Origin of the sequence: Roseicyclus marinus (assembly GCF_036322625.1) — a bacterium.
GTDB classification, from domain to species: Bacteria; Pseudomonadota; Alphaproteobacteria; order Rhodobacterales; family Rhodobacteraceae; genus Roseicyclus; species Roseicyclus marinus_A.
In genome coordinates this window covers 985,972-1,010,019 of the sequence record NZ_AP027266.1, presented here as the reverse complement: position 1 = coordinate 1,010,019, position 24,048 = coordinate 985,972, and the positions used below count along the sequence as shown (strand labels likewise).

The 24,048-nt window shown below is 66.4% G+C and carries 21 protein-coding genes and 1 tRNA gene; 11 read left to right on the top strand and 11 right to left on the bottom strand.

All coding sequences use genetic code 11. The annotated features are described in order from the left end of the window. The 5 genes from AABA51_RS04820 to prpE form a co-directional block, all read right to left on the bottom strand. Nucleotides 1-1,311, bottom strand: coding sequence for a thymidine phosphorylase (locus AABA51_RS04820; RefSeq protein ID WP_338274917.1), 1,311 nt, complete (start codon nt 1,309-1,311; stop codon nt 1-3). Then, nucleotides 1,308-1,727 (bottom strand): cytidine deaminase, encoded by a 420-nt coding sequence (locus AABA51_RS04815; RefSeq protein ID WP_338274915.1) that lies wholly within the window; start codon nt 1,725-1,727, stop codon nt 1,308-1,310. Before AABA51_RS04815 ends, AABA51_RS04820 begins: the two co-directional genes overlap by 4 nt. Nucleotides 1,728-1,798: 71 nt before the next feature. Next, nucleotides 1,799-2,191, bottom strand: a complete 393-nt coding sequence (locus AABA51_RS04810; protein ID WP_338274914.1) for a hypothetical protein — start codon at nt 2,189-2,191, stop codon at nt 1,799-1,801. 18 nt (nt 2,192-2,209) lie between these two features. Beyond that, entirely contained in the window at nt 2,210-3,352 is a 1,143-nt protein-coding gene (locus tag AABA51_RS04805; protein WP_338274913.1) for a response regulator, read from the bottom strand. 89 nt (nt 3,353-3,441) lie between these two features. Beyond that, nucleotides 3,442-5,331 (bottom strand): propionate-CoA ligase PrpE, encoded by a 1,890-nt coding sequence (gene prpE, locus AABA51_RS04800; protein ID WP_338274911.1) that lies wholly within the window; start codon nt 5,329-5,331, stop codon nt 3,442-3,444. A gap of 268 nt (nt 5,332-5,599) precedes the next feature. Between prpE and AABA51_RS04795 the strand changes: the two genes are divergently transcribed. Continuing rightward, entirely contained in the window at nt 5,600-5,851 is a 252-nt protein-coding gene (locus AABA51_RS04795) for a hypothetical protein (RefSeq protein ID WP_338274909.1), read from the top strand. A gap of 124 nt (nt 5,852-5,975) precedes the next feature. Here the strand turns inward: AABA51_RS04795 and AABA51_RS04790 are convergent, their stop codons facing one another. Both AABA51_RS04790 and AABA51_RS04785 read right to left on the bottom strand, forming a co-directional pair. Further along, the gene (locus tag AABA51_RS04790) at nt 5,976-8,255 is read right to left on the bottom strand and encodes an NADP-dependent malic enzyme (RefSeq protein ID WP_338274908.1); all 2,280 of its coding nucleotides are present in this window, start codon (nt 8,253-8,255) and stop codon (nt 5,976-5,978) included. Between the two features lie 91 nt (nt 8,256-8,346). After that, complete coding sequence (locus AABA51_RS04785) at nt 8,347-9,114, bottom strand: NAD kinase (protein WP_338274905.1); 768 nt, start codon at nt 9,112-9,114, stop codon at nt 8,347-8,349. A 194-nt stretch (nt 9,115-9,308) separates the two neighbouring features. Between AABA51_RS04785 and glyA the strand changes: the two genes are divergently transcribed. Beyond that, the gene (gene glyA / locus AABA51_RS04780; protein ID WP_338274904.1) at nt 9,309-10,604 is read left to right on the top strand and encodes a serine hydroxymethyltransferase; all 1,296 of its coding nucleotides are present in this window, start codon (nt 9,309-9,311) and stop codon (nt 10,602-10,604) included. A gap of 149 nt (nt 10,605-10,753) precedes the next feature. Then, nucleotides 10,754-11,800, top strand: coding sequence for a fatty acid desaturase (locus tag AABA51_RS04775; protein ID WP_338274902.1), 1,047 nt, complete (start codon nt 10,754-10,756; stop codon nt 11,798-11,800). Nucleotides 11,801-12,003: 203 nt separating this feature from the next. Here AABA51_RS04775 and AABA51_RS04770 read toward each other — a convergent pair whose 3' ends face one another. Then, on the bottom strand, nt 12,004-12,612 hold the full coding sequence (locus AABA51_RS04770) for a TetR/AcrR family transcriptional regulator (RefSeq protein ID WP_338274900.1): 609 nt from the start codon (nt 12,610-12,612) through the stop codon (nt 12,004-12,006). A gap of 89 nt (nt 12,613-12,701) precedes the next feature. Here AABA51_RS04770 and AABA51_RS04765 point away from each other — a divergent pair, with 89 nt between their 5' ends. The 6 genes from AABA51_RS04765 to AABA51_RS04740 all read left to right on the top strand — a co-directional run bounded on the left by AABA51_RS04765 (nt 12,702) and on the right by AABA51_RS04740 (nt 17,878). Next, nucleotides 12,702-12,968 (top strand): hypothetical protein, encoded by a 267-nt coding sequence (locus AABA51_RS04765; RefSeq protein WP_338274898.1) that lies wholly within the window; start codon nt 12,702-12,704, stop codon nt 12,966-12,968. 78 nt (nt 12,969-13,046) lie between these two features. Next, nucleotides 13,047-14,333: a homoserine dehydrogenase gene (locus AABA51_RS04760; protein ID WP_338274896.1), complete on the top strand. Its 1,287-nt coding sequence runs from the start codon at nt 13,047-13,049 to the stop codon at nt 14,331-14,333. 102 nt (nt 14,334-14,435) lie between these two features. Next, a complete protein-coding gene (gene glpX, locus AABA51_RS04755) occupies nt 14,436-15,407 on the top strand; it encodes a class II fructose-bisphosphatase (protein ID WP_338274895.1) in 972 nt (323 codons plus the stop codon). Beyond that, on the top strand, nt 15,404-15,961 hold the full coding sequence (locus AABA51_RS04750; RefSeq protein WP_338274894.1) for a cysteine hydrolase family protein: 558 nt from the start codon (nt 15,404-15,406) through the stop codon (nt 15,959-15,961). Before glpX ends, AABA51_RS04750 begins: the two co-directional genes overlap by 4 nt. Beyond that, nucleotides 15,958-17,700, top strand: a complete 1,743-nt coding sequence (recJ, locus tag AABA51_RS04745; RefSeq protein WP_338274893.1) for a single-stranded-DNA-specific exonuclease RecJ — start codon at nt 15,958-15,960, stop codon at nt 17,698-17,700. Before AABA51_RS04750 ends, recJ begins: the two co-directional genes overlap by 4 nt. A 103-nt stretch (nt 17,701-17,803) precedes the next feature. Continuing rightward, a tRNA-Glu gene (locus AABA51_RS04740) sits at nt 17,804-17,878 on the top strand. A 120-nt stretch (nt 17,879-17,998) separates the two neighbouring features. Here AABA51_RS04740 and AABA51_RS04735 read toward each other — a convergent pair. The 3 genes from AABA51_RS04735 to AABA51_RS04725 are packed head-to-tail and all read right to left on the bottom strand — an operon-like array spanning nt 17,999 to nt 21,515. Next, nucleotides 17,999-19,183, bottom strand: coding sequence for an HlyD family efflux transporter periplasmic adaptor subunit (locus AABA51_RS04735; RefSeq protein ID WP_338274891.1), 1,185 nt, complete (start codon nt 19,181-19,183; stop codon nt 17,999-18,001). Continuing rightward, a complete protein-coding gene (locus AABA51_RS04730) occupies nt 19,180-21,354 on the bottom strand; it encodes an ATP-binding cassette domain-containing protein (protein ID WP_338274889.1) in 2,175 nt (724 codons plus the stop codon). Before AABA51_RS04730 ends, AABA51_RS04735 begins: the two co-directional genes overlap by 4 nt. A 2-nt stretch (nt 21,355-21,356) precedes the next feature. Next, nucleotides 21,357-21,515 (bottom strand): hypothetical protein, encoded by a 159-nt coding sequence (locus tag AABA51_RS04725; RefSeq protein ID WP_338274888.1) that lies wholly within the window; start codon nt 21,513-21,515, stop codon nt 21,357-21,359. A 42-nt stretch (nt 21,516-21,557) separates the two neighbouring features. Here AABA51_RS04725 and AABA51_RS04720 point away from each other — a divergent pair. Together AABA51_RS04720 and AABA51_RS04715 are read left to right on the top strand one after the other, a co-directional pair. Beyond that, nucleotides 21,558-22,684 (top strand): IS3 family transposase gene (locus tag AABA51_RS04720; RefSeq protein ID WP_338273376.1). Its coding sequence is split into 2 segments (ribosomal slippage): nt 21,558-21,822 and nt 21,822-22,684, totalling 1,128 coding nucleotides; the frame shifts between segments, so codons are not numbered across the junction. Between the two features lie 309 nt (nt 22,685-22,993). Further along, nucleotides 22,994-23,908, top strand: coding sequence for a helix-turn-helix domain-containing protein (locus AABA51_RS04715; RefSeq protein ID WP_338274887.1), 915 nt, complete (start codon nt 22,994-22,996; stop codon nt 23,906-23,908). The last annotated feature ends 140 nt before the right edge of the window (nt 23,909-24,048 follow it).

The following is a 24,048-nucleotide window of genomic DNA, read 5'->3' as shown; positions in this document are numbered from 1 at the left end:
CTAGCCGATCCTTTCATGGATCAGGGGCGGAACCTCGGGCGCATGATCGCCCAGCACAAACGCCGCGCGGATGCGCCCCGCCACGGCGCGCGCGGCCTCCTCGCTTGCCGCATGGATGCGCGCCAACGGCCTGTCAGGCTCCACCCTGTCCCCGATCCGCGCGATATCGGACAGGCCCACGGCCAGATCGATCCGGTCATCCTGCTTGAGCCGCCCGCCGCCCAGCCGCACCACCGCCTCGCCCAGCGCGCGCGTGTCGATCCGCTCCACGTAGCCGCCCTCGCGCGGGACCACGTCGACCATCACCCGCGCCGCGGGCAGCCTGTCGCGCCAGCGCTCGATGAAATCATGCGGCCCGCCCAAGGCCGCGACCATCTCGCCAAAGGTATCGGCCGCCTCGCCCGAGGTCAGCGCCCGCGCGATCCGCGCCTCTCCATCGGCGGCATCGGCAGCCAAACCGCCCAGCGCCAGCACCTCGCCCCCCAGGGCCTGCGTCAGCCGCGCGAGATCCGAGGACAGATCGCCCGAGGTCAGAACCTCCATCACCGCGATCACCTCCAGCGCATTGCCTGCCGATGCGACCAGCGGTTGGTTCATGTCGGTCACCAGCGCCGATGTCATGCAACCCGCCCCCTGCGCGGTGTCGACCAGCGATTGTGCCAGCGCCAGCGCATCGGCGGGTGCCGCCATGAAAGCGCCCGATCCCACCTTCACATCCAGCACCAAGGCCTCCAGCCCCGCCGCCAGTTTCTTGGACAGGATCGAGGCCGTGATCAGATCGATGGATTCCACCGTCCCCGTCACGTCGCGGATCGCGTAAAGCCGCTTGTCCGCAGGCGCGATATCGGCCGAGGCTCCCACGATGGCACAGCCCACATCGGCCACCAGCTCCTGCAGATCATCGACCGACACCTGCGTCCGGTATCCGGGGATCGCCTCCAGCTTGTCGAGCGTGCCGCCCGTATGGCCCAACCCCCGCCCCGAGATCATCGGCACATAGGCCCCGCAGGCCGCCAGCGCGGGCGCCAGCAGCAAGGACGCGCAATCGCCCACGCCCCCCGTGGAATGCTTGTCGATGACGGGTCCGTCGAGCCGCCATTTCAGCACCTGCCCGGTTTCGCGCATCGCATTGGTCAGCATGACCCGCGCGGGCTTTCCCAAGCCCCTCGTGCAGACCGCCATGGCGAAAGCGCCCGCCTGCGCATCCGTCACCTCGCCACTCGCCAGCCCTTCGGCAAACCAGAAAAGCTCGGCCTCCGTCACCCGCTCCCCGTCGCGCAGCTTGGCCAGGATGGTGCGCGCGTCGCTCACGGGGCGCTTTTCTCCGCATGCGCCATGAAGCCCGCGTCAAAGGCCCCCGGCAACAGATCGGCCACTGTCGTGACCAGCGTCGCGCCCCCCGTCGTGGCCAGCGTCACCACCACATCGCCGCCCGCGAATTCCGCCAGCTTCTGGCGGCAGCCGCCACAGGGCGGCACGGGGGCGGGGCTGTCGGCGATGACCGCGACCTCGGCGATCCGCTTGTCACCCGCTGCGATCATGGCGGCAATCGCGCCCGCCTCGGCACAGGTGCCTTCGGGATAGGCGACATTCTCCACGTTGCAGCCCAGATGCAGCCGCCCCTCGACCGACATCAGCGCCGCGCCCACCTTGAACCCCGAATAGGGCGCATGGGCGTTTTCACGCACGGCGCGCGCAGCCTCGATCAATGCAGGTGCAGGGGACATGGGGCCATCCTTTGGGCGAAAGATCCTCGCGCCAGTCTGTGCCGCCACGGGCGCAGGCGCAAGGGTGCCGCTCACGTGCCCCCGCCCTGCGCCTCCACATGCGCGATCAGGTCTACCAGATCGGCCCGACAGGGCGCGTAGAGCGCCGGCAGATCGGCGATGCGCCGCCGCTTGGCCGCGATGTTGAGAACCTCGGCCAGACGGTAGAGCCTGTCTGCCCCCACCGCCCCCGACACCGCGATCAGGATATGGGTCTGCGCCCGGATCTCGGGCACATCGCCCGCAGCCAAGGCCCCATCCAGCGCCACCAGGACCGACCCCAGATCCGCCCCCAGCCGTTCCAGCAATTCCGCCCGATCCGCCCCCGCCGCCGCCAGCAAGGCCGCAAAGCGCGCGGTATCGAGCTTTGGCCCCAGCCCCGGATCACCCGCCGCCCCCGACAGCACATCCTCGGGTTCCGGCAACCCCGCCGGACGCCCCGTTTAGCGCAGGATCGCGCGCCCGAATTCCGCCGCCGAGGAGATCGGCTTGCCGATGATCCCGTCCGCCCCGGCCGCATAGATCGCCTCGCGGTTGTCGCGCAGGACATAGGCGGTCAAGGCCACCATCGGCAGCCCCGCCCGCCCGTCGTCCCGCGCCCGGACCGCGCGCATCACCTCCAGCCCCGACAGGCGCGGCATCTCGATATCAATGAGCGCGATGTCGAAATCCTGCGCCTCCAAAGCCTCCAGCGCCGCGACCCCGTCGCCCACCAGAACCACCCGCGCCCCCATCCCGCCCAGCACCCGGCGCAAGATCGTCTGGTTGGTCAGGTTATCCTCGGCCAACAGGATCGAAAGCCCCGCCAGATCTGGCAGCGGCTCGGGCGCGGGCAGCGCCTCCGCCCCGTGGCGCACCAGCGTTTCGGGCAGGACCAACAGGGCCCGCGCCCCGCCGCCCTCGGGGTTGTCCAGAACCAGCCTGCCCCCGATCTCGCGCGTCAGCTCCGCCGCGATCCTGAGCCCCAATCCCCCCTCCGCCGCCAGCGCGCCCGCGCCTTTCCCGCGCTTGGGACCGGCCCCGCCGTGCGCCACCCGCTCCAGCACCGCGCGCGGATAGCCCGGCCCGTCATCCAGCACTGAAAACGTGACGCCGTCGCCGCCCCCCGCCTCCACGACAAGCCGCACACCGGCCCGTCCCGCATGGCGCAAGGCATTGGACACAAGATTGCCGACGATCCGGTCCAGCGTCACCGCCGACAGGGCCAGGTATCCCGGCAGCCCGCCCCGGGCCTCCAGCACGAAGGCCGTGCCCGCCTCCGACGCCCGCCCCGACCAGCGCCCGTTCAGCGCCGCCAGCCAATCGCCAAGCCGGAGCAGCCCATCGGCCCGCCCGATGACCACCTCCCCCGCCACGCTCAAAAGCGCATCGTCGACCAGCGCCGCCAGCGTATCGGCCGCCGCCTGCACCCGGTCGATCTGCACCTGCGCCTCGGGCGCAAGCCGCGCGCGGTCGATCAGCCGCAAGCCCCCCACCACGTCCGAAATGGCCGCGCGGATATCATGTTCGAACAGGTGCAAGGACCGCAGCGCAGACAGCGCCGCAGTCTCCGGCTTCTCAAGATCGCCTGCCTCGGGATCGGCCATCGCACAGCCTCCGCTGGCGGTTTCCCCCGAAAGATACAACCCGCGCGATCGTTCTCAAACCCGCGATACCGTCGCAGGCGCACAGCGCCCTATGCCGGATAGCCGATCGTGGCCAGCGCCGCGCGGATCTCGTCAAGGATCGCGGGATCGTCGATCGTCGCAGGCGTCTTGAAGCTTTCGCCATCCGCGATCTTGACCATCGTCGCGCGCAGGATCTTGCCCGACCGCGTCTTGGGCAACCGGTCGACCACCACCGCCAGCTTGAAGGCGGCCACCGGCCCGATCCGGTCGCGCACCAGCTTGACGCACTCCTTCACCACCTGCTCGGGCGCGGTTTCCGCCCCCTTGTTCAGGCACAGAAAGCCCATGGGCAATTGCCCTTTCAGAGTGTCCGACACCCCGATCACGGCGCATTCGGCCACATCGGGATGGCTCGCCAGAACCTCTTCCATCGCGCCCGTCGACAGCCGGTGGCCCGCCACGTTGATCACGTCATCGGTGCGCGCCATGATGTAGAGGTATCCATCCTCGTCGATCATCCCCGCATCGCCGGTTTCGTAATAGCCGGGGAAATGCTCCAGGTAGGCCTTGCGGAACCGCGCCTCCGCGTTCCACAGCGTGGGCAGCGTGCCGGGCGGCAGGGGCAGCTTGACCGCGATGGCGCCCAATTCGCCCGGCTTCACCGGATGGCCCGCCTCGTCCAGGATCTGCACGTCATAGCCCGGCATCGGGACGGACGGGCTCCCGATCTTGACCGGCAATTGCTCGATGCCCAGCGGGTTGCCCGCGATGGCCCAGCCGGTTTCCGTCTGCCACCAATGGTCGATGACCGGCACGCCGAGCTTGTCCTGCGCCCAGACGATCGTGTCGGGATCGGCCCGTTCCCCCGCCAGGAACAGGCTCTCCAGACAGGACAGGTCGTAATCCCCTACCAGCACGCCCTTGGGATCGTCGCGCTTGATCGCGCGAAAGGCGGTCGGCGCGGTGAACAGGCATTTCACCCCGTGATCGCGGATCACCCGCCAGAAGGTTCCGGCATCGGGCGTGCCCACGGGCTTGCCCTCGAACACGATGGTGGTGCAGCCGAATGTCAGCGGCGCGTAGCAGATATAGGAATGGCCCACGACCCAACCCACGTCGGACGCGGCCCAGAACACCTCGCCGGGGTTCATCCCGTAGAGGTTGCGCATCGACCAGTTGAGCGCGACCAGATGCCCGCCCGTATGCCGCACCACGCCCTTGGGCTGGCCCGTCGTGCCGCTCGTATAAAGGATATAGGCCGGGTGGTTCCCCTCGACCGGCACGCAATCGGCCGGCTCCACCCCGTACTGGAACGCATGCCAATCATGGTCGCGCCCCTCCTCCAGATGCGCAACCTCCTGCTCGCGCTGGAAAATCACGCAGAACTCGGGCTTGTGGGCGGCGATCTCCAACGCGCCATCCAAGAGCGGCTTGTAATGAACCACGCGCCCCGGCTCCAACCCGCAGCTGGCCGCGATGATGCATTTGGGCGCGCAATCGTCGATCCTGACGGCCAGCTCATTGGCCGCGAAGCCGCCAAAGACGACCGAATGCACCGCCCCCAGCCGCGCGCAGGCCAGCATCGCCTCCAGCGCCTCGGGCACCATCGGCATGTAGATGATGACCCGGTCGCCCTTTTCCACGCCCTTGGCCCTGAGCGCCCCCGCGAGTGACGCGACCCGCGCCTGCAACTCGGCATAGGTGATCTTGTGGACCGTGCCCGTCAGCGGGCTGTCATGGATGATGGCAAGCCTGTCGCCATGGCCCGCCGCCACATGCCGATCCACCGCGTTCCAGCAGCCGTTCAACATCCCGTCCGCGAACCACTCGTAAAGCGGTGCCTTCTCGTCGGACAAGGCGCGGCTCGGCCGGCTGACCCAATCCACCCCCTCGGCGGCCTCCATCCAGAATGCTTCGGGATCGGTCTTGGCGCGGTCGTAGATATCGGCGTAGCGCATGGGGTCCTCCTGCCTTGGTATACCGATGTCTACAAAAACCCGTGCCCTCAGGGCAATTCGGCGATAGTGCCGCATGGGGGCGCTAACGGGCTGGCCGGGGGGCGGCCATCCGCTGCCCGGGCCGCTTTGCGGCTGTTCCGGGCGGGGCAATGTTCAGCCGTTGATGGATCGAACGGCCACCCGGCCCGCGACGAACCCTGCGACAGACCGCCCCTTTGCCGCAGCGCAGCATCGGCCTATCTACCTCCTCCGAACAGGAGACATCGACATGACCCTTGCCCCGGAAGCCCCCCGCCCCCGCTACATCACGCGCCACGTGACCTACCGCCTGCCGATCATCGGCCGCATGGCCCGCGAGGTGGTCGAAGGCCCCGTGGACAACGCCTTTGCCGCCGTCATCGGCGCGGTTTCGGCCATTGCCATCGGGGTCCTGATCTGGGGCTATCCCGCCCTGATCTTTTCGGCGCTTCTGGCCGCAGCCCTGATGCTCGTCACGCTGATCCGCATCACGCTGGGCTAGAGCATGTCGCGCAAAAGTGGGAACCGGTTTTGCGCTTCCCGGACATGCGAAATCAAAAGATCAAAGCGCGACGCGTGCATGCGACTGAACGCGACGCGCTCCAAAGCCCCCGACGGAGCGCCCCTCAGCTGTAGGTGCTGACGGGCGTCCCGGCGAGCGCCGCGATATTCAACAGGCCGCGCGGCGTGATCGAGGGCGTCACGATATGCGCCCGGTTGCCCATCCCCATCAGGATCGGCCCGACCTCCAGCCCGCCCGCGCGCATCTTCAGGATGTTGCGCGCAGCGCCCGCCGCATCGGTGGTGGCAAAAACCAGCGCATTGGCCGCCCCCTCCATCCGGCTCTCGGGCAAGAGCCGCGACCGCAACTCGCCATCGAGCGCCACATCGACCGGCATTTCGCCCTCGTAGGTGAAATCGAGCCCCATCCCGTCGAGGATCTCCAGCGCCCCGCGCATCCGCCGCCCGCTGGCACTGTCGAGGTTGCCGAACTGGCTCCCCGAACACAGCGCCACCTTGGGCTCGATCCCGAACCGCCGGATATGGCGCGCACAGCCGCGCACCGTTTCCGCGATCTGCTCCGGGCTCGGCTCGGGGTGGATCTGCGTATCGGCGATGAACAAGGGGCCGGTATCGGCGATGATCAGCGACAAGGCGCCCACCGGGTGCAGCCCATCCGTGCCCAAAAGCTGGTTCACGTATTTCAGATGCCACAGGTATTGGCCAAAGGTGCCGCAGATCAGGCTGTCCGCCTCGCCCCGCTGCACCATCACCGCCCCGATGGCCGTGGTATTGGTGCGCATGATCGCGCGGGCCAGGTCCGGCGTCACACCGCGCCGCGCCATGATCGCGTGATAGGTCTGCCAGTAATCACGATAGCGCGGATCGTTCTCGGGGTTCACCAGGTCGAAATCCACGCCGGGTTGCAGCGTCAGCCCCGCCCGCTCGATCCGGCTCTCGATCACCTCGGGACGGCCGATCAGGATCGGCTTGTCCGTCGTCTCTTCCGAAATCGCCTGCGCCGCGCGCAAGACGCGCTCGTCCTCGCCCTCGGCGAATACGATGCGCCGTCCCGCATTGCGCGCCGCCTCGAAGACCGGGCGCATGATGAGCGCCGATTTGAACACCGACTGGTTCAACCGCTCGCGATAGGCGTCGATATCGTCCAAGGGCCGCGTCGCCACGCCGCTCTCCATCGCGGCCTTGGCCACGGCGCTGGCCACCACCCCGATCAGGCGGCGGTCAAAGGGCTTGGGGATCAGGTAATCGGGCCCGAATGTCAGCTGCTCGCCCGCATAGGCGGCGGCTGCCTCCGCACTGGTCGTGGCCCGCGCCAGCGCCGCGATCCCCTCGATACAGGCGATCTGCATCGCGTCGTTGATCTCGGTCGCGCCCACATCCAGCGCGCCGCGGAAGATGAAGGGGAAACACAGGACGTTGTTGACCTGGTTCGGAAAATCGCTCCGCCCCGTGGCGATGATCGCATCGGGCGCGACGCTGCGCACCTCCTCGGGCAGGATCTCCGGCATCGGGTTGGCCAGCGCAAACACGATGGGCCGCGCGGCCATCCGCGCCACCATCTCGGGCTTCAGCACACCGGGTCCCGACAGGCCAAGGAACAGATCCGCCCCGTCGATCACCTCGCCCAGCGTGCGCAGATCGGTCTTCTGCGCATAGGCCGCCTTTTGCGGGTTCATGTCGATCTCGCGCCCCTCGTGGACGAGACCATGGATATCGCAAAGCCAGATGTTCTCGCGCTTCACGCCCAGCTTCAGCAGCATGTTGAGGCAGGCGATCCCCGCAGCCCCACCGCCCGTGGACACGATCTTGATATCCTCGAACCTTTTGCCCGTGACGCGCAGCGCATTGGTGGCGGCAGCCCCCACGACGATGGCCGTGCCATGCTGGTCGTCATGGAACACGGGGATGTTCATCCGCTCGCGGCAGATCTGTTCAACGATGAAACAATCGGGCGCCTTGATATCCTCGAGGTTCACCGCGCCGAAGGTCGGCTCCAGCGCGCAGACGATCTCGGCCAGCTTCACCGGGTCGGGTTCGTTCAGCTCGATGTCGAAGCAATCGATGTTCGCAAAGGTCTTGAACAATACCGCCTTGCCCTCCATCACGGGCTTGGACGCTAGCGCCCCGATATTGCCAAGACCCAGGACGGCAGTGCCGTTCGACACCACGGCAACCAGGTTCCCGCGCGACGTGTAGCGCGCCGCATTGGTCGGATCGGCCTTGATTTCAAGACAGGCTTCGGCAACCCCCGGACTATAGGCGCGGGCCAGATCCCGCCCGTTCGCCAAGGGCTTGGTGGCGCGGATCTCGAGCTTACCGGGCTTGGGGAACTCGTGGTAGAACAGCGCCGCCGACCGCGCCCCGTCCTGCTTGTCTTCGCTCATCGCTCTCTTCCGAACCAGTTTTGTTTAACGTTAAACCTTCTTCTGCCAGCCCCCGGAATGCGGCGCAAGGGCGCGCTTGATACCGGGGCGGTCACTGGAACTGCTCGCGGATCAATCTTTCCTCCAGCCCGTGGCCCGGATCGAACAGCAACCGATGCGCGACCGAAGGTTCCGACCGGATTTCCACCGATACGACATTGGCCACCGACCGGCTGTCGGCATCGGCCATGACCGGGCGCTTGTCGGGTTCCACCACGTCGAACCGCACCAGCGCCGTCTTGGGCAACAGCGCGCCCCGCCAGCGCCGGGGCCGGAACGCCGCCACCGCCGTCACCGCCAGAACATCCGCATCGATGGGCAGGATCGGCCCATGCGCCGAATAATTGTAGGCCGTCGATCCGGCCGGCGTGCAGACCAGCGCCCCGTCGCAGACCAGCTCCTCCATCCGCACCCGCCCGTCGACCGTGATCCTGAGCTTCGCCGCCTGCGGCCCCGCACGCAGCAGGCTCACCTCGTTGATCGCCAGCATCTCGACCACCTCGCCCGCCGTCGTGGTGGCGCTCATGCGCAGCGGGTTGATCACGGCCTCCTCCGCCGCTTCCAGCCGCCCGATCAGCCCCTCCTCCTGGTAGGCGTTCATCAGGAACCCCACCGTGCCCCGGTTCATCCCGTAGACCGGCACGTCCAGATGCTGGGTCGCGTGCAGCGTCTGCAACATGAACCCGTCCCCGCCCAGCGCCACGATCACATCCGCCTCTTCGGGCGGGAATGATCCGTAGCGGGCGACAAGCTCGGCCTGCGCGTCGCGCGACAGGGCCGTGTCGGACGCAAGAAACGCGATGTTGCGCGCGGCGGGCATGGCGCCCCTCCCCTTCAGCCTCTCGTCGCACCCTTGCGCGCGCCGATCGGAAACTCAATCCTTCATCGGTAACGCCTCTGCCGCATTCACGCGCCTCCGCGCCGCTTTGCGCCCTTCCCCGCGCGCCTTCCATCCCGTAAAGGGCGCACTAACTTTGTCACGCTCCCTTGCGCTGCCCTACAGGAGGTTCGCCCATGAACGCCCCCCACCGCGACGCCGGCTTCTTCACCCAAAGCCTCGAATCCCGCGACCCCGAGATTTTTGGCGCGATCCGCCAGGAACTTGGCCGCCAGCGCCACGAGATCGAGCTGATCGCCTCCGAAAACATCGTCTCCGCCGCCGTGATGGAGGCTCAGGGCTCGGTGATGACCAACAAATACGCCGAAGGTTATCCGGGCCGGCGCTATTACGGCGGCTGCCAATTCGTCGACATCGCCGAGGATCTGGCGATCGAGCGCGCAAAGCAGCTCTTCAACGTCGGCTTCGCCAATGTGCAGCCCAATTCCGGCTCCCAGGCCAACCAGGGCGTTTTCACCGCGCTCCTGCAACCGGGCGACACGATCCTGGGCATGTCGCTCGATGCGGGCGGCCACCTGACGCACGGCGCGAAACCCAACCAGTCGGGCAAATGGTTCAACGCGATCCAGTATGGCGTGCGCCAGCAGGATCTCGAAATCGACTATGACCAGATCGCGGCGCTTGCGACCGAGCATCAGCCCAAGATGCTGATCGCGGGCGGCTCGGCCATTCCGCGCATCATCGATTTCGCCAAGATGCGCGAGATCGCGGACAGCGTCGGCGCCTATCTCCTTGTGGACATGGCGCATTTCGCGGGCCTCGTGGCCTCGGGCCATTATCCCTCGCCCTTCCCGCATGCCCATGTCGCCACCACCACCACGCACAAGACCCTGCGCGGTCCGCGCGGCGGCATGATCCTCACCGATGACGAGGGCATCGCGAAAAAGGTCAATTCCGCGATCTTCCCCGGCATTCAGGGCGGCCCGCTCATGCATGTCATCGCCGCCAAGGCCGTGGCCTTCGGCGAGGCGCTGCGCCCCGAATTCAAGGACTATCAGGCGCAGGTCATCCGCAACGCGCAAGCGCTGGCCGATCAGCTGATGAAGGGCGGTCTCGACATCGTCACCGGCGGCACCGACACCCACCTGATGCTCGTCGACCTGCGCCCCAAGGGCGTCAAGGGCAACGCCACCGAACAGGCCTTGGGCCGCGCGCATATCACCTGCAACAAGAACGGCATCCCCTTCGACACCGAAAAGCCGACGATCACCTCCGGCATCCGTCTGGGCAGCCCCGCGGGCACCACGCGCGGCTTCGGTGAGGTCGAATTCCGCCAGATCGGCGACTGGATCACCCGCGTCGTCGACGGTCTTGCCGCCAATGGCGAAGACGGCAACGCAGAGGTCGAGGCGCAGGTCCGCGCCGAGGTCGAGGCGCTCTGCGAACGCTTCCCGATCTACCCCGCGCTCTGATCCGGCGCGGGCGAAAGCCCGCCCCAGAGCGTTGAAAAACTTGAAGCCCTCCGCCGCGCATGGCACCTTGTTTGGCGCGGCGGGGGGCTTATCTTTGGTGGGTACGAGTAGACCCCGCGATATCAAACCCTTCTATCGAGACCGGAAAGATGCAGGTTGCTTCATCCTCCCGCCCCGATGTCATGCCCGGTTACCGCGCCGAGGCTGAACGCGAAATCCGCGCCTTTACAAGGTCTTGGACAAAACGCGATGACAGGATCGCCGCCCTGAGCTACGGCGGAACCTTCGCGGTCTATTTCCTGACCCTGTGGCTGGCCATTCAGGCCTGGCCGATCTGGTGGCTGGTCCTGCCGCTGATCGTGGTCAACGCCTTCGCGGGCGTGCGGCTTTACGTGCTGCAACATGATTGCGGCCATGGCTCGCTCTTTTCGACCAAGGCGCGCAATGACCGCGCGGGCCATGGGCTCAGCATCTTCACGCTGACGCCCTACCGCGTGATGCAGTCAAACCATAACGACCACCATTCCCATCTCGGAAATCTCGACGAACGCGACACGACCGAGATTTTCACCATGACGCTCCGCGAATGGGAGCAGGCCGGTTTCTGGCGCAGGCTCTGGTATCGGATTTACCGCAACCCGTTGATTCTCATCCCGATTGGCGGGATTTTCACCTATGTCCTCGCCTATCGCTGGCCCAAGAATGCGGGCCGCGTCGATCCCCGGGGCGTGATCTTGCACAACCTTGGCCTTGCGCTTTGGGTGGGCTTCATCGTGGCGCTGGCCGGTCTGCCGGGTCTGGTGATCTATGCGGCTACCGTCTTCGTCGCGGGCTGCATCGGGGTTTTCCTCGTGTATTTGCAGCATAATTTCGAGGATACGTGGTGGGACCGCAAACCCGATCTGAACCCGGCGCGCGCAGCCCTTCAGGGGTCATCGGCGCTCGACCTTGGCTGGTGGTTCGATCTGGCGGTGGCCAACATCACCTATCACGACATCCACCATTTCAACGCCAATATCCCGAGCTACCGGTTGCGCGCCTGCCACCGCGCGCTGCGGCAGCAATACGAGGTGCCGACCATCGGCTGGGCCGAGGCGTTCCGCTCCTTCACGCTCAAATTGTGGGACGAGGATGCGGGGCGGCTTGTCCCCTTCCCGCGCCGGACGCAGGTCGCGACGGGCGCTGTCCGGGCGTGAAGAAAGGGTAAAGATCCGGGGGCAAGGATGACACGATCCTTGCCGCCCCTTTGCCCCGGCAAGGTTTCGTCAACCATGCCGCAGCCCCGCCGGAACAAGCTGAACAAATCCTTGAGGGACGCGCGACGCGATCATCCTTCGTCAGGATTTGCCCCGCGCCCTTAACCTTTCGGCAAGAAAGACGTGAAACCCTTCACCCGGTCTTAACCCTGTTTCGCCCCATCCGGGCTGCGCGCCGCGACCGATTTCCGGGCCATGTCCCAGTAGATCGACAAGACCGTTTCCCGGTCCAATCGCCCCCCTTCACGGTACCATGTCGTCACCCCGGTCAGCATCGCGATCAGCGCGAGCGTCGCCAGCTTGGTATCGGGCACCGCGAAATCCCCCGCCGCCTGCCCGCGTTTGAGGATCGTTTCCAGCTGATCCTCGTAGTCGCGGCGCAACCCTTCGATCACCGCGAAATTCGCGGGCTCCAGGTTGCGCAGTTCCATATAGGCGATGAAAACAAGGTCCGGCCGATCCAGATGATAGCCGATGTGATGGCGCACGAAGCTTTCCAGCTGCGCCTCGGGCGGGGCATCGGGCGGCGACCAATCGGCCAGCAAATGCTCAAGATGGTCGCGCATGAGATCGAACAAAAGCGCTTGTTTGTCAGAGGTATAAAGATAGAGCGCCCCCGCCTGCACCCCGATTTCCGCCGCGATCTGGCGCATCGAAACTGCGGCGAACCCGTGGCGGGCGAACAGCCGCAACGCCGCCGCGCGCAGGCGCGGTCCGGTAATGTCGGCGTGGCTTCCCTGTTTGCGTGCCATGGGGTCAGATTATCTGAACGCCTGTTCAATTCAAACCCGGCAATTCAACCGGGATGGACGGAGGCAGGGCAAGGCGTTAGGGCTATTTCATGATCGCTCGCGTCACCGCCCTGCTCAGTCTTGCCGGTCTTGCCGGTCTGCTCGCCGCCTGCGGCCCGACGATCCGCGACCCCGACAACCTGATCAGCCCCGCCGCGCAATCAGGCCAATATCCTGAAATCGTTCCGGTTTCTCCGCTCGTCGCCGCGACCGACGATCTCTTGCCGGATGAGGCCGCCGCGCAAGGCCAAAGCCTTCAGGCGCGCGCCGCCGACCTGCGCCGCCGGGCCGAGGTGCTGCGCCAGATGGAGTTCTGACGCCGCCTGCGTTGCAGCCCTGCCGGTAAGGCGCTAACAGGTGGCGAAAGCCTGCTGTCTGTCCCCGGAGGAACGATCATGACCGAACCCCTGCGCCTTGGTATTGCCGGGCTTGGCACCGTCGGCGTGGGTGTCGTCAAGATCGTGCAGCGGCAGGCGAACCTCTTGGCCCAGCGCTGCGGGCGGCCCGTGGAAATCACCGCGATTTCAGCACGTTCGCGGGACAAGGACCGGGGCGTGACCCTGTCGCACTACGCCTGGGAAGATGATCCCGTGGCCCTTGCGCGCCGCGCGGATGTGGATGTTTTCGTCGAACTGATGGGCGGCAGCGACGGCCCGGCCAAGGCCGCGACCGAAGCCGCCATCGCCGCCGGCAAGGACGTGGTCACCGCCAACAAGGCCATGCTCGCGCTGCATGGTCAGGCGCTCGCCGAAGCCGCCGAGGCCAAGGGGCTGGTCCTGCGCTTCGAAGCCGCCGTCGCGGGCGGCATCCCCGTCATCAAGGCCCTGACCGAAGGCTTGGCAGGCAATGCCATCGGGCGCGTGATGGGCGTGATGAACGGCACCTGCAACTACATCCTGACCCGGATGGAAAACGCGGGCCTGACCTATGAGGAAGCTTTCGCCGAAGCCGACGGGCTGGGCTACCTCGAGGCCGATCCGACGCTCGACGTGGGCGGTATCGACGCGGCGCACAAGCTGACGCTTCTGGCCGCTATCGCCTTTGGATCAAAGGTGAATTTCGACGCCATCGCGCTCGAGGGCATCGGGTCCATCACCATCGAGGATATCCGCCGCGCGGCCGATATGGGCTACAAGATCAAGCTTCTGGGCGTGGCGCAGATGACGGGCCGGGGCCTTGAACAGCGCATGTCGCCCTGCCTTGTGCCCGCGACCTCGCCCTTGGGCCAGCTCGAGGGCGGAACCAACATGGTGGTGATCGAAGGCGACAGCGTCGGCCAGATCGTGCTGCGGGGCGCTGGCGCGGGCGAAGGGCCGACGGCCAGCGCCGTCATGTCGGATGTCTGCGACATCGCGCGCGGCATCCGCGTGCCGACCTTCGGGCGGCCCGCGACGGCGCTGGACGATGCGCCGCCCGCCTCTGCCGCAAGCCCCGCCTGCTATTACCTGCGGATGGAACTGGCCGACCGCCCCGGCGCGCTGGCCAAGGTGGCGACGGTTCTGGGCGAGGCGGGCATTTCCATCGACCGGATGCGGCAATATGATCATCCGGGCGCCAATGCCCCCGTGCTGATCGTGACCCACAAGACCGCGCGCCCGAATCTCGATACGGCGCTGGCGGCCCTGCCCGGCACCGGCGTTCTGACCGGCGCGCCCGTGGCGCTCAGGATCGAAGAGGTCTGAGGCGCGGCCCCTGCCCCTTTGCGTTAGCGCCCCCATGCTGGACGCCGGAGGGCGGGGCAGTTAGACCGTCGTCAACCGCAATTGACCAAGGCCCCTTTCCCCATGTCGCAGACCGCCGATTTCAACGACCGCATGCTGTCCCTGGGCCTTGCCCGCGTGTCGGAGGCGGCGGCGCTGGCATCCGCCGATTTCATCGGGCGCGGCGATGAAAAGGCCGCCGACCAGGCCGCCGTCAACGCGATGCGCGACCAGCTGAACAAGCTGGAGATCCGCGGCACCGTCGTCATCGGCGAGGGCGAGCGGGACGAGGCCCCGATGCTCTACATCGGGGAAGAGGTCGGCATGGGATCGGGGCCCGAGGTCGATATCGCGCTCGACCCGCTCGAAGGCACGACGCTGACCGCCAAGGACATGCCCAATGCGCTGACCGTCATCGCCATGGGCCCGCGCGGCTCGATGCTGCATGCGCCCGATGTCTACATGGAAAAGCTCGCCATCGGCCCGGGCTATCGCCCTGGTGTTGTCACGCTCGACATGACGCCGTCCGAACGCGTCTCGGCCCTGGCCGCGGCACAGGGATGTTCCACGACCGACATCACCGTCTGCGTGCTGGAACGCCCCCGCCACGAGGCGATGATCGAGGAATTGCGCACCACCGGCTGCGCCATCCGTCTGATCACCGATGGTGATGTGGCGGGCGTGATCCATTGCGCCGAACCGCAGGTGACGGGCATCGACATGTACATGGGCCAGGGCGGCGCGCCCGAGGGGGTTCTGGCCGCTGCCGCGCTGAAATGCATGGGCGGGCAGATTTTCGGCAAGCTCCTGTTCCGGAACGAGGATGAAAAGGCCCGCGCGCGCAAGGCCGGGATCACCAATTTCGACCGCGTCTACACGCGCGACGACATGGTGACCAAGGATGTGATCTTTGCCGCCACGGGCGTCACCGACGGCTCGATCCTGCCCGGCATCAAGCGCGAACCGGGGTTCCTGACGGCGGAAACGATCCTGATGCGCTCCAAGACCGGATCGGTGCGGCGCATGACCTATCGCAACCCGGTGAAACGGGCGTGAGCGCGCTGATCCTCGTCGATATCCAGGCGGGGTTCGACCATCCCGTTTGGGGCGCGAGGAACAATCCGCAGGCCGAGGCCAATGCTACACGCTTGCTTGCCGCATGGCGAGCAGCGGGCGCGCCCGTCATCCATATCCGCCATGTGAGCGTGGAGCCGGGCAGCCCGCTTGGCCCCGGCCCCGGCAGCGCCTTCAAGCCCGAGGTCGCGCCGCGCACGGGCGAAACCGTTTTCGAGAAATCGGTCAACAGCGCCTTCATCGGCACGGGGCTCGAGGATCATCTGCGCGGGGCGGGCATAAGCGACCTGGTGATCTGCGGCCTGACCACGCCGCATTGCGTGTCCACGACCACGCGCATGGCCGCCAACCTTGGGTTCCGGGTGCGGCTGGCCCATGACGCCTGCGCCAGTTTCGCGGGCAATGCCCGGATGGATTGGGCCCAAGGGCTGGACCCGCTGTCGCCCGAGGCGATCCATATGACCGCCATCGCGCATCTGCATGGCGAGTTCGCCACTGCCCTTTCCACGGATGCCGTGCTAACCCAAGGTCCATGACTGGTTTTCTCGGGATCGAAACCTCGCTGACCGGACGGCGCTGGGTCGGGCCGGATGCCGAAACGGCGCGCATGGCCGCCGCCCTGGAACAGCGCGCGGGGCTGGAACCCGCACTTGCCCATGTTCTGGCGCGGCGCGGCGTCACGCCCGAGGCGGCGGCAAGTTTCCTGGCCCCGGCGCTGCGCGACCTGATGCCCGATCCAAGGTCCTTGCGCGACATGGATGCCGCCGCCGCCCGGTTGATCGCGGCGGTAGAAAAGGGCCAGCGCATCGCCATTTTCGCCGATTACGACGTGGATGGCGGAGCCTCGGCGGCGCTTTTGATCGATTGGCTGCGCAGTCTGGGACGGCAGGCAACGATCTATATCCCCGACAGGATCGACGAGGGCTATGGCCCGAACGAACCGGCCATGGCCGAACTGGCCAAGGCGCATGACCTGATCATCTGCGTGGATTGCGGAACGCTGTCGCATGGGCCCATCGCTGCGGCCAAGGGCGCGGATGTGGTGGTTCTGGACCATCACCTTGCGGGCGCGACCCTGCCCGACTGCGTGGCGGTGGTGAACCCCAATCGGCAGGACGAGGATGGCAGCCTTGCCCATCTGTGCGCGGCGGGGGTGGTGTTCCTGCTCTTGGTGGAGGCGAACCGCCGCCTGCGGGAGGCGGGGCAGAAAACCCCCGACCTGATCGCGCTGCTAGACCTTGTGGCGCTGGCGACGGTGGCCGATGTGGCGCCGCTGACCGGGCTCAACCGCGCCTTTGTGAGGCAGGGGTTGAAGGTGATGGCGCGGCGCGCGCGACCCGGATTGGTCGCGCTTGGCGATATGGCGCGGCTCGACCGGCCGCCCACGAGCTACCATCTGGGTTTCGTGCTTGGCCCCCGCGTGAATGCGGGCGGGCGGATCGGGGCTGCCGATCTGGGCGCGCGCTGCCTGTCGACACTCGACCCGGCCGAAGCGGCGAGCCTTGCCAAGCGGCTGGATGACCTGAACACCGACCGCCGCGAGATCGAGGGCCGCGTGCGCGAGGCGGCGCTGGACCAGGCCGGGGCGCGCGGGCTGGAGGGGGCGCTGGTCTGGGCCGCGGACGACGGCTGGCACCCCGGTGTCGTCGGCATCGTCGCGGCGCGTCTGAAGGAGGCGACGAACCGCCCCGCCGTGGTGATCGGATTCGAGGGTGATCAGGGCAAGGGATCGGGTCGGTCGGTCACGGGTGTCGACCTGGGGGCCGCGATCCAGCGGCTGGCCGCCGAGGGGCTGATCGAAAAGGGTGGCGGCCACAAGATGGCCGCGGGCCTGAGCCTGACGCGCGCGCAGCTGGACCCGGCGATGGCGCGGCTCGAGGCGCTCTTGGCCAAACAGGGCGCGGGGGCGCGTGGACCGGGCGATCTGCGCATTGACGGGGTGATGATGCCGAATGCCTGCACCGTCGCGCTGATCGAGCGGCTGGAGGAGGCGGGGCCGTTCGGGGCCGCCGCCCCTGCCCCGCGTTTCGCCCTGCCGGGGCTGCGCATCCGCCACAGCCGCCCCGTGGGCGAGGGCCATCTGAAACTGACGCTCGGCGACGGGACGGGAACCATCGACGCGATCTGTTTCGACGCGGCGGGAAAGGGTCTTGATGCCGCGCTGCAAGGCCATGGCGGCCGCGCGCTGCATGTCGCGGGTCGGGTGGAGGTCAATCACTGGAACGGGCGGCAGAGCGTCCAGTTGCGGCTGGAGGATGCCGCCTGGGCCGAGTGAGCGGGGGCCAGTTCAGGGGCGGATCATCTTTCCTGCATCTTGCGCAAAGAATCCCCTTGAACCCCGCCGCGCGTTTTTCTAGAAGCCCCTCACCGCCAAGCGTGGCCCGTTCGTCTATCGGTTAGGACGCCAGGTTTTCAACCTGGAAAGAGGGGTTCGATTCCCCTACGGGCTGCCAATTTTCCCTGAATGATCGCAGATATTTTGCCGTGGCGCCGCCTTGGCCGTTTCGCTTTGGCCTTGGCGCGGTTTGGGTGATCGGGCGCTGGTTTCCTGCGCGAACGGGACCGGCCGAAGGTCAATCCGGCTCCGAAAACGCCTCTCGCGCGCGCAGCAGCGGGTTGAAGAGGTAGTGGAAGACCGTGCGTTGCCCGGCGTCGAGTTCGATATCGGCCAGCATGCCCGGGCGCACGAAGACCTCCCCCTCGGGGCCGGTCAGGCTTTGGGATTGGAGCGCGACGGTGATCTCGAAGAAAGGTTCGGGGGGATTGGTCTCGGGGTCGGTGACGGTATCGGCGCTGACATGGACCACCTCGCCCCGGATGGAGCCGTAATCGCGGTAATCATAGGCGGTGAGTTTCACATTGGCGGGCATGCCGACAAAGACCGGGCCGATGTCGCTGGGCGCGATGCGACCGGCGACCACGAGCGCATCGTCGAGCGGCAGGATTTCGAGAATCGGGCCGCCGGGGGCGACGACACCGCCCGCCGTCTGCACCACCACTCGGTTGACGACGCCACGGGTCGGCGCGCGCAATTCGGCGCGTTCCACCTGAGCGGCGCGGATGCGCAATTGCTGGCGGATCTGTGCCAGTTCGCCCTGAAGCTCGGACAGCGCCTGAACCCGCCCGGCCTCGAAGCCGGTGCGCAACTCGGTGATCTGCTGGCGCACTTCCAGCACCGCCTGACGCGCCCGGATCAGGTCGGAGCCCGAGACGGCCCCGCGTTCGGCCATGGGTTCGAGCAGGGCCAGTTCGGCGTTGCGCGCGGCCAGGATTTCTTCGAGGATCGTGAGCGTTTCGCGGAATTGCGTGACGCGGGCGCGAAAGAGATCCTGTTCGACCTGCGCGGCATCGGGAGCGCGGGCGACAAGATCGGGGGGAAAATCCAGAACGGGGTCGCCGGCCGGACCCGCCTCGGCGACAAGGCGCAGGATCTGCATTTCCAGAAGATCGGCGCGGCCCGACAATTCGTCGAAACCGCTGCGAAAGGCGGTGTCGTCCATCAGGGCCAGAAGCTGCCCCTCCTCCACGATATCGCCTTCGGAGACGAGGATCTGCTCGACGATGCCGCCTTCGAGGTTCTGGATGGTCTGTGTGGCGGTGCGCGGTTCGATCCGGCCCGGGCCGCGCACGACGGCATTGACGGAGGCGAAATAGCTCCAGCCAAGAAAGAGCGCGATGGTGAGGATCACGAGATAGATCACGCTGCGCGCGCGCGGCACGGGATCGTGGCGGGCCTGGATGGGGCGCGCGGCGCTCATCGCCCCCGCTCCGCGAGCAGGCGGGCGGGATTTTCGCCCCCGCCGGTCGTGGTGAATTTGGACAGCATTTCGGCCTTGGGCCCCTGCCCGATCATGCGCCCGCCCGACAGGATCATGACGTTGTCGACCGCCTCCATCAGCGCGAGCCTGTGGGTGCAGACCACGGCGCCCCGCCCGTCGAGCCAGTGCGAAAAGCGTTTGACGAACGTGGCTTCGGCGCGGCTGTCCATGGCGGCTGTGGGTTCATCGAGCAGCACGAGCGCCGGGTCGTGCAGATGCACGCGGGCCAGCCCCACCGCCGCGCGCTGACCGACGGACAGCCCCTCGCCGCCATCCTGTATCTCCAGATCGAGGCCGCGCGTGGTGGCCGAGACGAGCTTGTCGAGGCCCGCGAATTCCAGCGCCTTGAACAGGCGGGCATCGGGAAAGACCGTGCTGCCCACCAGAAGGTTCTCGCGCAGCGTTCCCTTGAACAGGCGCGGGTCCTGCGGGAGATAGGCGATCGCGCGGCGCAGATCGTCGGGGTCGATCTGGCGCAATTCGATTCCGTCGATCATGTAGCTGCCGATGGTGGGTTCATAAAGACCCGCAAGAATGCGCAAAAACAGCGATTTGCCCGATCCGTTCTCGCCCAGAACCGCCCACCTGGACCCCGGCTCAATGTCCAGACGGGGAATGACGAGTTGGGGCTGTTCGACGCCGGGATAGGCGGTGCGGATATCGAGAAGCCGGATCTTGCCCTGGATCGCGGGGCGCCGGATGAAGCTGCGGTCCGACGGGCGCTGCTGGGGGGCGGTGGCGATGAGCTTGAGCGCGTCGAGCGAGGCGGTGGTGTTCTGCCAGCGCGAGATGACCGAAGAAAGCTGCACGATGGGCGCAAGCGTCCGGCTGGTCAGGATCGAGACCGCGATGATGCCGCCCACGCTCAACAGCCCGCCGAAGAACAGGTAGACCCCCGCCGTCACCGCCGCGATATAGGTCAGCATCTGCAGGGCGGCCGCGGCAAAGGACAGGCTGGCGGACAATTTGCGATGCTCGGAGGATTGGCGGGCGTTGAGCGTGATCACCTCTTCCCAGTTGCGCTGGAACCACGGGGCGGCGTTGTGGCTGCGCAGGGTCTCGAGGCCGTAGCTCGCCTCGGTCAGAAGGCGGAGCGCGGTGGTGGTCCCCCCCAGCATGTCGCGCGACAGGGCATGGATGCGGCGCTGAAAGACAAGGCTGAGCACGATCATCGCCAAGCCGCCAAGCGCCACGACGATCACGATCGGCCCGCCGATGGCATAGATCACCGCCAGAAAGATCAGCACGAAGGGCAGATCGGTCAGGACCCCCACGGCGGCGACCGCGAAGAATTCCTTGACGGAGGCGAATTCGCGCATCGTGTTGACCATGCTGCCCGGTGGCATTCGCCGCTGGTCGAGCCGCACGTTGATCAGCCGCTCGAACAGGTCGCGGTTGGCCGCGATCTCGATGTCGCGCCCGACCTTGTCGATCAGCCGTGCCCGCGACAGGCGCAGCAGGAATTCCATGAAGATGGCGACCGCCGCCCCGCTTGCCAGCACCCAAAGCGTTGCCTCGTTCTGGTTGGGGATGACGCGGTCATAGACCTGCAGGGCAAAGAGCGAGACGACGACGGCCAGGATATTGGCAAAGGCCGAGGCCAGCATCACGTCGAAGACGCGCGCGCGCAGGGGGGCGAAATGACCCCAGAACCAATGTCCCTTGGGGCGCGCGCCGGCGTGACGGGCGGCCAGCGCCTCGATGCTGTCGGCCAGGCAGATCATCTCGCCGCCGCTTTCGGCGGCAAGCGTCGCGCGCGACACGGCCACCTGCCGGTCGCCGTGGGGGTCGAGGATGACGAACGTATCGCCCCCGTCCCGCTTTTCGGCGACGAAGACGTGATCGCCATCCTTGAGCAGCAAGAGACAGGGCGGGCGCAGATCGGCGACCACCACCTTGCGATGCAGGGTCATCTCGAAGCCGATATTGGCCAGCGCGCGCGGCAAAAGATGCACATCAAGCGTGGCACGATCCCCGAGGGGCAAACCCACCAGAAGATCGCCCGGTGCACAGCGCCGCCCAAGCGCCGCAAGACAGGCCAGGACCGCCTTTTCGAAGCTGCGGTCCTGTGTCCCGTTTGCGTCGATATCCGGCGGTGCGGCACCCGGCATGATCAGGGCAACCCGATCTCGGCGCGCGACAGGGCCCCGAAGAGGCGCGCGGCCTCAAGACAATTCCGCGCGATATCGGACCGCGTTTCGATGACGCCGATGACATTGGCCGTCCGCTCCGTCTCGAGGCGCGCCGCCTCGGAGGTGTGATCCTCCCCCAATGAAGTGGTCCGCCGTTATGTTTAGGAAAACGGAGGATCAGAATGGCTACGAAGCGGCACAAGCCGGAAGAGATTGTCACAAAGCTGCGGCAGGTTGAGGTGCTTGTCGGGCAAGGCATGGCACGGGTGGACGCGATCCGCGAGGTTCGCATTACCGAGCAGACCTACTACCGCTGGCGCAAGCAATACGGCGGTATGGGAACAGACCAACTGAAGGAACTCAAGCGCCTCCAGAAAGAGAATGAACGGTTACGGAAAGCCGTGTCAGATCTGACGCTGGACAAGTTGATCTTGGCGGAGGCGGCACGGGGAAACTTCTGAGCCCCGCTCGTCGCCGTGCTTGCATTGAGCATGCTCGCAGCACGTTCGCGATCTCTGAGCGCCGGGCTTGTCGCGTCCTGGGCCAACACCGCTCCACGCAGCGGAAGCTGCCGCAGGGTCGCGCCGATGAGGTGCAACTGGTCGCGGACATGATCGAGCTGGCGCGTCAGTTTGGTCGCTACGGCTATCGTCGGATCGCGTCCCTGCTGAGAGATGCGGGATGGGAGGTGAACGACAAACGCGTCGAACGCCTGTGGCGGCGAGAGGGGCTTAAGGTGCCAATGCAGCAACCGAAGAAGGGGCGGCTCTGGCTGAACGACGGGTCTTGCGTCCGGCTGCGACCGGAGTATCGGGACCACGTCTGGAGCTATGATTTCGTGCATTGCCGCACGGAGGATGGGAAGGTCTTCAGGACGCTCAACATCCTGGATGAACACAGCCGCGAGTGTCTGGCGATCAAGACAAAGCGCAAGCTGAACTCAGGTGACGTGATCGATGCGCTGAGCGACCTGTTCATCATGCGGGGCGTGCCAGCGTACATCCGGTCAGACAACGGCCCGGAGTTTGTGGCCCAAGCCGTCCGCGATTGGATCAGCGCGGTCGGCGCCCGGACAGCCTACATCGAACCAGGGTCACCATGGGAGAACGGCTACTGCGAGAGCTTCAACGCCAGGTTCCGCGACGAACTGCTCAACGGCGAAGTCTTCTACAGCCTCCGCGAGGCACAAATCCTGATCGAACAATGGAGGAGGCACTACAACACCAAGCGACCCCACAGTGCCCTGGGCTACCGCCCGCCGGCCCCGGAAACCATCGTCCCGATGGACCGAAGGCCAGTCATGCACTAACACTCAAACTGGACCACTCAGGTGGGGCTGATCAGGACCACCCGACCGCATCACCTCAACCGTGGCGTGTTATACGAAACTTTGCCTTTGCAAGCCACGAGTTAGGCTTGTCACCTGACGGCCAGACTTATCACCAAGTGATATTCGTCACCGCGCCCGCTGAACTTTCCCGCAAAGCTGTCGTTAATCACTTTGCTATAGTCGGGCTTGTATAGGCTCGGACGAACCTGCGCATCCCGGCACGGACACGGACCGCCGCCGTAGGCCTCCTGCCGGGAAAATGAAAGGAAACCACAGATGTCGGCGGCATTGAGCTGGCTGGACCTCCTGATCGATCCGGTCCGGCGCGCCGCCGGTCACCCCGGCGTGTCGGTCATGTCCTTTCCCAGCAGGATCGATGTCGTGCTGTCGAGCCTGCCCGTCGATCAAGGTACCACGATCACCTTTCCCGATCCGCAAAACGAATGCCGGGTCAATGCGATCTACTTCTTGTCGGGCTTCGTGGATATCCACCTCGGAGACGGATCTGTCGGCGCATGGCGCCCGCAAACCGCCTGTTTGCTGCGAAACGACACCCCTGGCTTCCGACTTGTCGCCAGAGAAAGCGGATTATTGTCCCATGTCTGCATCTCGATGTGCTGCGCGGATCTTGCGAAACGTTTCCCGGATGGCGCGCCGCCCTTTCTGGGCGATTTCTTGAACCGACGCCGCAAGATCGTCAGGCTGCGACCTTTGTCCATCACCCCGGCCATGACCACGACGGCCCTGACACTGCATGAAAGCGGGCTTCACGACCCGTTGGAATGGTCGCGTTGCGAACCCGTCGCCCTTCAGTTCCTGTTGGAGGCGCTGGCCGCCCTTCAAAACCCCCCGCCCGAGGACGAAGTTCACGCGGCCGGACTGCTCGAGCAGGCCCGTGCATTGCACAAGGCCGTGGCGGACGATCCGTCTATCGATCTTGTCAATATCCTGGGGCAATGCCAGCCGCTCCGACAGCAACGTGAAGTGCTGCGCGCGTTCGAAAGCTGCTACGGAATTTCCTTGCGCACCTATCGTCAAAGGGTCGCCATGGCCAAGGCGCGCGATGCGCTGACGGACGGTGCCCTGATCAAGCAACTGGCCTATGACATGGGCTACACTCATGTCGCCAATTTCACGCGGGCCTATCGCAGAGCATTCGGAGAAAGCCCAAGCCAGACCCTGCGCCGCCGTTCGAAACCATAGCGCGCCAAGGGCCTCAGGCACCGTCACCAGAACCGCCGCAAGCATCGAGCCACGGACCCGTGGCAATGGCCAGGTTTCCGTCCTGACGATCCCGAAACGGGAAGGGCCCGGTGCGCGATGCCCGGGCCCTTTTCAGATTG

Excerpts from the sequence above, each read along its gene's own strand:
- AABA51_RS04765 (WP_338274898.1), top strand. The coding sequence starts at position 12,702 with ATGATCGCTCGCGTCACCGCCCTGCTCAGTCTTGCCGGTCTTGCCGGT.
- AABA51_RS04785 (WP_338274905.1), bottom strand. The coding sequence starts at position 9,114 with ATGCCCGCCGCGCGCAACATCGCGTTTCTTGCGTCCGACACGGCCCTG.
- AABA51_RS04815 (WP_338274915.1), bottom strand. The coding sequence starts at position 1,727 with ATGTCCCCTGCACCTGCATTGATCGAGGCTGCGCGCGCCGTGCGTGAA.
- AABA51_RS04735 (WP_338274891.1), bottom strand. The coding sequence starts at position 19,183 with ATGAGCGCCGCGCGCCCCATCCAGGCCCGCCACGATCCCGTGCCGCGC.
- AABA51_RS04770 (WP_338274900.1), bottom strand. The coding sequence starts at position 12,612 with ATGGCACGCAAACAGGGAAGCCACGCCGACATTACCGGACCGCGCCTG.
- glpX (WP_338274895.1), top strand. The coding sequence starts at position 14,436 with ATGTCGCAGACCGCCGATTTCAACGACCGCATGCTGTCCCTGGGCCTT.
- recJ (WP_338274893.1), top strand. The coding sequence starts at position 15,958 with ATGACTGGTTTTCTCGGGATCGAAACCTCGCTGACCGGACGGCGCTGG.
- prpE (WP_338274911.1), bottom strand. The coding sequence starts at position 5,331 with ATGCGCTACGCCGATATCTACGACCGCGCCAAGACCGATCCCGAAGCA.
- AABA51_RS04730 (WP_338274889.1), bottom strand. The coding sequence starts at position 21,354 with ATGCCGGGTGCCGCACCGCCGGATATCGACGCAAACGGGACACAGGAC.
- glyA (WP_338274904.1), top strand. The coding sequence starts at position 9,309 with ATGAACGCCCCCCACCGCGACGCCGGCTTCTTCACCCAAAGCCTCGAA.
- AABA51_RS04775 (WP_338274902.1), top strand. The coding sequence starts at position 10,754 with ATGCAGGTTGCTTCATCCTCCCGCCCCGATGTCATGCCCGGTTACCGC.
- AABA51_RS04760 (WP_338274896.1), top strand. The coding sequence starts at position 13,047 with ATGACCGAACCCCTGCGCCTTGGTATTGCCGGGCTTGGCACCGTCGGC.
- AABA51_RS04790 (WP_338274908.1), bottom strand. The coding sequence starts at position 8,255 with ATGAGCGAAGACAAGCAGGACGGGGCGCGGTCGGCGGCGCTGTTCTAC.
- AABA51_RS04795 (WP_338274909.1), top strand. The coding sequence starts at position 5,600 with ATGACCCTTGCCCCGGAAGCCCCCCGCCCCCGCTACATCACGCGCCAC.
- AABA51_RS04805 (WP_338274913.1), bottom strand. The coding sequence starts at position 3,352 with ATGGCCGATCCCGAGGCAGGCGATCTTGAGAAGCCGGAGACTGCGGCG.